Genomic DNA, 6328 nt, shown 5'->3' with positions numbered 1-6328 from the left:
CCCGCAGGCCGCGCCGGGCCCGGCGCGGCCTGCGGGGCCGGCACTCCGGCCGGCAGGCAGGCGAACGGGAGGGCGAGCAGCAGGCCGGCCGCCCCGGGATACAGCCTCATCGGTCCGCCTCCGGCAGATCGCGCCGCGGCGGCTCGATCCGGCCGGTCCTATCGAGGGCTCTGATCGGTTGCAATTCGATCGCTTCCAAATCGAGTACGCGCGTGTCGAGGAGGTGCGGGTCCGGAACGCGCGGGTCGAGATCCTGCGCCGCGCGGTCGATCGGGCTGATGCGCGGGCCGACCGAGCCGATCACCAGGTCCTCGTCCTCGACGTCGAGTTCGGAGCCCATGCGGAGGGGTTCGCGCCGGCCCCGGGCCGTCATGGCCGCGACCGCAAGTCCCGCGACGACGAAGGCCACTATAGCCAGGATGATCAGCAGGCGCTCCATCAGGCGGGAAGCTCTAACCCGCTCGAAGGCCCGTCGTCACCCCGTACTCGGCCGAACAGCGACCGCATGTGGGATCGGACCGCACCGGCGACTCCGTGGAACACGGCTTGCGTAAGGTGCTGGGCCGGGTAGACGCGAGCGAGCCGGAGTCGGGACCGATCCATGCAGCACGAGTCGAGCCGCGAGCCGGAGGAACTGGAGAGCCATCTCCTCGGCCTCATCGAGAGCGCCCGGGAGCAGGCCCGGGAGGACCCGTTCCGCAACCCCGTCCTGGCCGTGACGCTCGCGATCACCCGCCGGTTCGACCGCAACGAGATCGCGGCGGACGACCTCGACGGCCTGTTCGAGCGGCTGCGCGCCCCGGCCCTGGCGGCCCGGGCGGAGCGGCTGCGCGGCTATGTCGGGCTCGAAGCCGGGCCGGCCGACGCGGACTCCGCGATCCCCGCGCGCCTAGTCGCCGCCGCCCCCGGCGGCCCGGACGGCGTCTCGGCTTTCGCGGCCTTCATCCACCGCATCGCCTTCGCGGTGGTGTTCACGGCGCATCCGACCTTCGGCATGCCGCGCGCCGTGGCGACCCTGCTGGCGCAGGCCGCCAGCCTGCCCGACGCGGCCGCCCGCGCCGACCTGATCGCCCGCGCCGCCGCCCTCTCCACCCGGCCGGACGCGCCGATCACCCTCGACGTCGAGTTCGAGCAGGCCTGCGCGGCGGCCAACAACGGACGGCTCGCGCTGGACGCGTTCAACGGCGCCCTGCTGGACGCCGCCCGCACCCGCTGGCCCGATCGATGGACCGAGCTGACCCCCCGCCCCTTCGCCATCGCCAGCTGGGTCGGCTGCGACACCGACGGGCGCACCGATATCGGCTGGTGGGACACCCTGCGCTACCGGCTGATCTCCAAGCGCATGCAGTTCGACCGGGTGATGCGCGACCTGCCCGACGGGCCCGCCTGCCGGGAGGTCCGGGCGCTGGCCGCGGAGGCGCTCGCCGCGGTCAACCGCCAGCTCGCGGTCGCCCCCCGGCTCGGCGACAAGCCGTCGCTCGAAGCGGTGCACCGCTTCGCCCTGGCGCTGATCATCGAGCGCGAGCGCGCCCAGACCGATGCCGGCGCCCTGGTCGCCGGGCTCACCGCGGCGCTCGAGGGGGCCGACGCGGCCGACAAGCGGGCGATCGCGATCCTGCGCTCGGGCGTGGCCACCCACGGCCTGTCGAACGCCCTGCCGCATTTCCGGCTGAACGCCAGCCAGATCCACAACGCCGTGCGCCGGGTGATCGACCTGGAGGGCGAGCCGACCGATTCGGCCCAGCGCCGCTCGCATCTGGCGACCATCCACAGCCTGCTCAACGACGTCCGGCCGGTGGCGGTGGATTTCGGCGCGCTGGCCGCCGAGCGGGCCTCGGCCGCCCGGCTGATGATGACCATCGCCCAGATCCTCAAGCACGTTGACGGCACCCACCCGGTGCGCTTCCTGATCGCCGAGACCGAGACCGGCTACACCCTGCTGGCCGCCCTGTGGCTCGCGCGCCATTACGGCATCGCCGACAAGCTCGAGATCACGCCCCTGTTCGAGACCGCGAGCGCCCTGGAGCAGGGCATCCGGGTGCTCGACGACGCCCTGCGCAACCCGCACTGGCGCCAGTACCTCAAGCGGATCGGCCGGCTCACCGTGCAGTTCGGCTACTCCGATTCCGGCCGCTATGTCGGCCAGCTCGCCGCCACGTTCTGGATCGAGCGGCTGCGCCTGCGCATCACCGAGATGCTGGTCCAGAACGGGCTGGCCGATGTCGAGCTCGCGATCTTCGACACCCACGGCGAATCGATCGGCCGGGGCGCTCACCCGACCTCGCTGCGCGACCGCCTGGCCTACCTGGCCCCCGAGGACGCCCGCGACCGCGCCCGCAAGGCCGGCCTGAAGGTGCGGCTCGAATCGAGCTTCCAGGGCACCGACGGCTACCTGCTCTACGGCACCGAGGCGCTGGCCCAGGCCAGCGTCGCCCGCATCGCCGAGCACGTCTACGCCCTCGACATCGCCGAGGACGACAGCTTCTCGGATTATGCCCTCAACGACACCGCGGCGGGGGGCGACGCGAAGGACGACCCGATCTACTCGGAGCCGGACTTCGCGCTGGAATTCTTCACCGCCGCCCGGCAGGACATGGAGGCCCTGGTCGACGACCCGGGCTACGCCGCCCTGCTCGGCACCTTCGGCCCGAGCCTGATCGACCGCACCGGCTCCCGCCCGGTGGCGCGCCAGACCGACAACGGCGGGCCGGCACGCATCACCCATCCGACCCAGATGCGGGCGATCCCCAACAACGCGATCCTGCATCAGCTGGGTTTCCTGGCCAATTCCCTCCACGGGATCGGCCGGGCCGCCCAGCGCGGCCCCGACCTGTTCCGCGACATGCGCCGGGATTCGGTGCGCTTCTCGCGGGCGTTCCGGCTGGTCCAGCATGCCGCCGCGCTGGGCGACCTCGACGTGCTGCGCGCCTATATCGACACCCTCGACCCGGCCGTGTGGCTGGAGCGGGCCCGGCGGACCCAGAAGGACTTCCGCCGGGAGGAGCTGGTGGTGATCGCCGGCGCGCTGGAGCGCCTCGACCTCGCATCGTCCCTGCGCGGCCTGTTCGGCCGCCTGACCCGCGACTGGCTGGCGCTCACCACCGCCGCCCCGGACCTGCCCGGCATGTCGGCCCGTCTGACCCTGCTGCACGCCCTGCGGCTGGCGCTGATCCACCGGATCTGGTTCCTGGCGGTTCACATCCCGGGCTTCCGCCCGCAGGCCGGCATCTCCCGCGAGCAGCTGCTCGAACGCGTCCTGCGCCTCGACATCGACGGCTGCCTGACGCTGCTCGACGCGATCTTCCCGGTCACCCCGGACCCGACGCTCGGCCTCAACTTCGGCGAGCCCGCCGGCCCCCGGGATGTCGGCACCTACGAGGCCGAGCACGCCAACCTGTTCCAGCCGATCCGCCGCCTGTTCGACCAGGTGCGGGAGATCTCCGGGATGATCCAGCACGAGGTCGGGGCGTTCGGGTAGCGGGCGTTCCACGGGTCAGGGCCTACCGCCCTGGCTCGACACCGGAACTCACCGCGCAACCCGAGAACGATGGTCAGCAAGGCGCCAGCATGCCGGCCGCGATCCAACAGCGCGGGCTGACCTCGATCCCGGACGGACACCACGCGCACCCGAGAAGACGCCCGCTCTACATGAGTTCCGGTTACGCCGGCTGGACGATTCATCTCCCGAGGATCGATACCCCCTCTCTGAGAACCCGCGCCGTCACTCCGGGGTGCCGCAGGCGAGCCCGGAGCCCGGAAATGCTGCCCGTGCAAGAGCTTGACACATCGGCGTCTCTGGACCCCGGGTTCCGCTGCGCGGCCCCGGGACGACGAAGCGTGGCGGCATCGATCAAGCCGTCCCTTGAGGAGGGCTGAGCCTTCCGCGCTGGGGAGAGATCCAAATTCGAACCGCTCCGACCCGTAGCTACACAGGCCGGCGCGGAGAGCGTTTCGCGGGAGGCGCCTCGTCGTCAGCGAAACAGGTTCGCGGGCGCCGGCGGGGTCGCGTGAAGCAGCGTGATCGTCACCCGTCGGTTCGGCGCCAGGTAGGGGTTGTCGGGGAAGACCGGCTCGGTGTCGGCACGTCCCACCACGGAGATGAAGTTGTCGTTGGGAACCCCGGAACCCGCCAGGATCTCGCGCACGGCGAGCGCGCGCCCGGCGGTGAGGTTCCAGGGTTCGACGGCCCGCGCCGAACCCGGGCGCATGGCGGACGTGTGGCCCGTGACAGACAGGCGGTTGGGCAGCTGGCGCAGGGCGGGCGCGAGCGTCTCCAGGACGCGACGGGTGCGCTCGTGGGGCTCGACGGAGCCATCGCGGAACATGGAGCGGCCGTCCTGGTCCACGAGGGACACGTTCACGCCCTCCTTGGTCGGCTCGATCACGATGTTCTTCGACAGCTCGGCGATGTCGGGCAACGTCTGGAGCGCCTGCCGGAGGCTGGCGATGGCGCTGTAATCGGCCTGCACGCTGGAGGCCGACCGGCTGGCATCGAGATCGCTGGCGCGGCCCGGAGTGGTCGCGCGCGCCCTGTCGTCCCGCTCGGCGGAGCCCCTCGCTGCGTCGCGGGGCGTGGACGCCTTGTTGCCGGACGTGTCGAGGGCGGTGCCGTACAGCATCCCGCCCGCGCCACTGGTGGCCGGGCTCGACGCCGAAGGCGCGAAGTATTCCGCCAAACCGTTCTTCTGCTCCTGCGTCGTCATGCTGATCAGCCACATCAGCAGGAAGAACGCCATCATGGCGGTCACGAAGTCCGCATAGGCGATCTTCCAGGCCCCGCCGTGATGCGCGTGCGCGGCCTTCTTGACCTTCTTGATGATGATCGTGGCCATCGAGTCCCCGCTTGCGCTTGGGTCAGATCTGGGCGGGGAGAGCGGCGGTTGCCGCTTCCACTTCGTTGAAGGTCGGGCGGACGTCGCTCATCAGGGACTTGCGGGCGAATTCCACCGCCATCACCGGCGGCTGGCCGCCGATATGGGCGAGCAGACCCGCCTTGAGGGACAGGTAGTATTTGGACTCCGCCTCGAAGAGGCTCTTGAGCGACTGCGCCATGGGCCCGAAGAAGCCATAGGCGACGAAGACACCGAAGAAGGTGCCGACCAGCGCGCCGCCGATCAGGTGGCCCAGCACCTCCGGCGGCTCCTTGATCGCCCCCATCGTCTTGATCACGCCCAGCACGGCGGCGACGATGCCGAGCGCGGGCGTCCCGTCGGCGAGCGCCTGCATGGCCGAGACGACGCGCTCCTGCTCCTGGTGGTGCGTCTGCAGCTCCTCGTCCATGAGCGCGTCGATCTCGTAGACGTTGTTGGCGCCCAGCGTCACCATACGCATGTAGTCGCAGACGAACTCGACGGCGTGATGGTTGGCGGCAAAGGTCGGGAAGGCGTTGAACAGCGTCGACGCATCCGGATCCTCGATATGCGGCTCCAGCGCCATCGCGCCCTTCGACTTCGCGAGCTTGAACAATGAATACTGCATCCCCAGCAGCTCGACATAGCTTTTCTGCGTGTATTTCGGTCCCTTCACGAGCGTACCCAGCATGGCGGGCACGGCCTTGAGCACCGGCCCGGTATTGCCGATGACGAAGGCCCCGATGGCGGCACCGAGGATGATGACGAATTCGAACGGCTGCCAGAGGACGAGCAGGTGGCCACCCATCGCCGCGTAGCTGCCGAAGACGCAGGCGAAGACGATCAATGTGCCGACGATCAGCCGCATAATTTGCCATCCTTGCGCGGCGACAGGTACACTCCGCGCGACGCCATTAATCATTGGCCAATCACTGATTAAGGTTAACAGCGCGTTTAGGGCCGTGGCCGAAGGACTGGCAGATGCTTGCGCCCGGCGTTTGGTGGCGCGGGTTTGACCTGACAGGAACGGCGCGGGCGTGTCGCAACCGCGATCGCGCCGGCTTTCGCGGGTCGCCAAGGCACAGCCGTCGGGCCGGCCGGTCCATGATCCGCAACGCTTGCCCTCGAGCCGCGGCGGGACGCGCGCGGCGATGTCCCGCCGCGGCTCGTCCGGGTCGTCTCCGGGTGCCCTCCGGGTCACGCAGGTCGGACGATTCCCCTCCCCAGGCCTGCCCCCCATTCATGATGACGGCGCGTGGCTGCATCGGCCAAGCCTTCACCGGAAGAAGGCTGGGTTTCCCCGCTGGGGAGTGCCGAATATTCCAACCTCCCGCCCCGTAGCCCGGCACCTGCGCCGCCCGTCGCGCGGCCGCGCTGTCGAGGCGACGCTTCCGGGACGCGGAAGGGCGGTCGATCACGTCACCGTGGGTCGCGGGGGGACTGCCCTACGGGCCCCTCACACCCCCTCCACCCGCAGC

General features: G+C 70.5%; 4 protein-coding genes. 1 reads left to right on the top strand and 3 read right to left on the bottom strand.

Annotated elements, in window-relative coordinates; all coding sequences use genetic code 11:
• Positions 1-106: 106 nt before the first annotated feature.
• Entirely contained in the window at positions 107-439 is a 333-nt protein-coding gene (locus tag FV233_RS27715; protein WP_147857895.1) for a hypothetical protein, read from the bottom strand.
• Between the two features lie 162 nt (positions 440-601).
• On the opposite strand from FV233_RS27715, the gene FV233_RS27710 reads away from it, so the two are divergent.
• Entirely contained in the window at positions 602-3478 is a 2877-nt protein-coding gene (locus tag FV233_RS27710) for a phosphoenolpyruvate carboxylase (RefSeq protein ID WP_147899444.1), read from the top strand.
• A 493-nt stretch (positions 3479-3971) separates the two neighbouring features.
• On the opposite strand, the gene FV233_RS27705 is transcribed toward FV233_RS27710, so the two are convergent.
• Positions 3972-4832 carry a flagellar motor protein MotB gene (locus tag FV233_RS27705; RefSeq protein ID WP_147856236.1) on the bottom strand — a complete coding sequence of 287 codons (861 nt, stop codon included), beginning with the start codon at positions 4830-4832 and terminating at the stop codon, positions 3972-3974.
• A 22-nt stretch (positions 4833-4854) separates the two neighbouring features.
• Positions 4855-5928: a flagellar motor stator protein MotA gene (gene motA / locus FV233_RS27700; protein WP_238261656.1), complete on the bottom strand. Its 1074-nt coding sequence runs from the start codon at positions 5926-5928 to the stop codon at positions 4855-4857.
• Between the last annotated feature and the right edge of the window lie 400 nt (positions 5929-6328).

The organism is Methylobacterium sp. WL7 (assembly GCF_008040085.1).
GTDB classification, from domain to species: domain Bacteria; phylum Pseudomonadota; class Alphaproteobacteria; order Rhizobiales; family Beijerinckiaceae; genus Methylobacterium; species Methylobacterium mesophilicum.
This window is presented reverse-complemented; position numbering and strand designations above follow the sequence as displayed.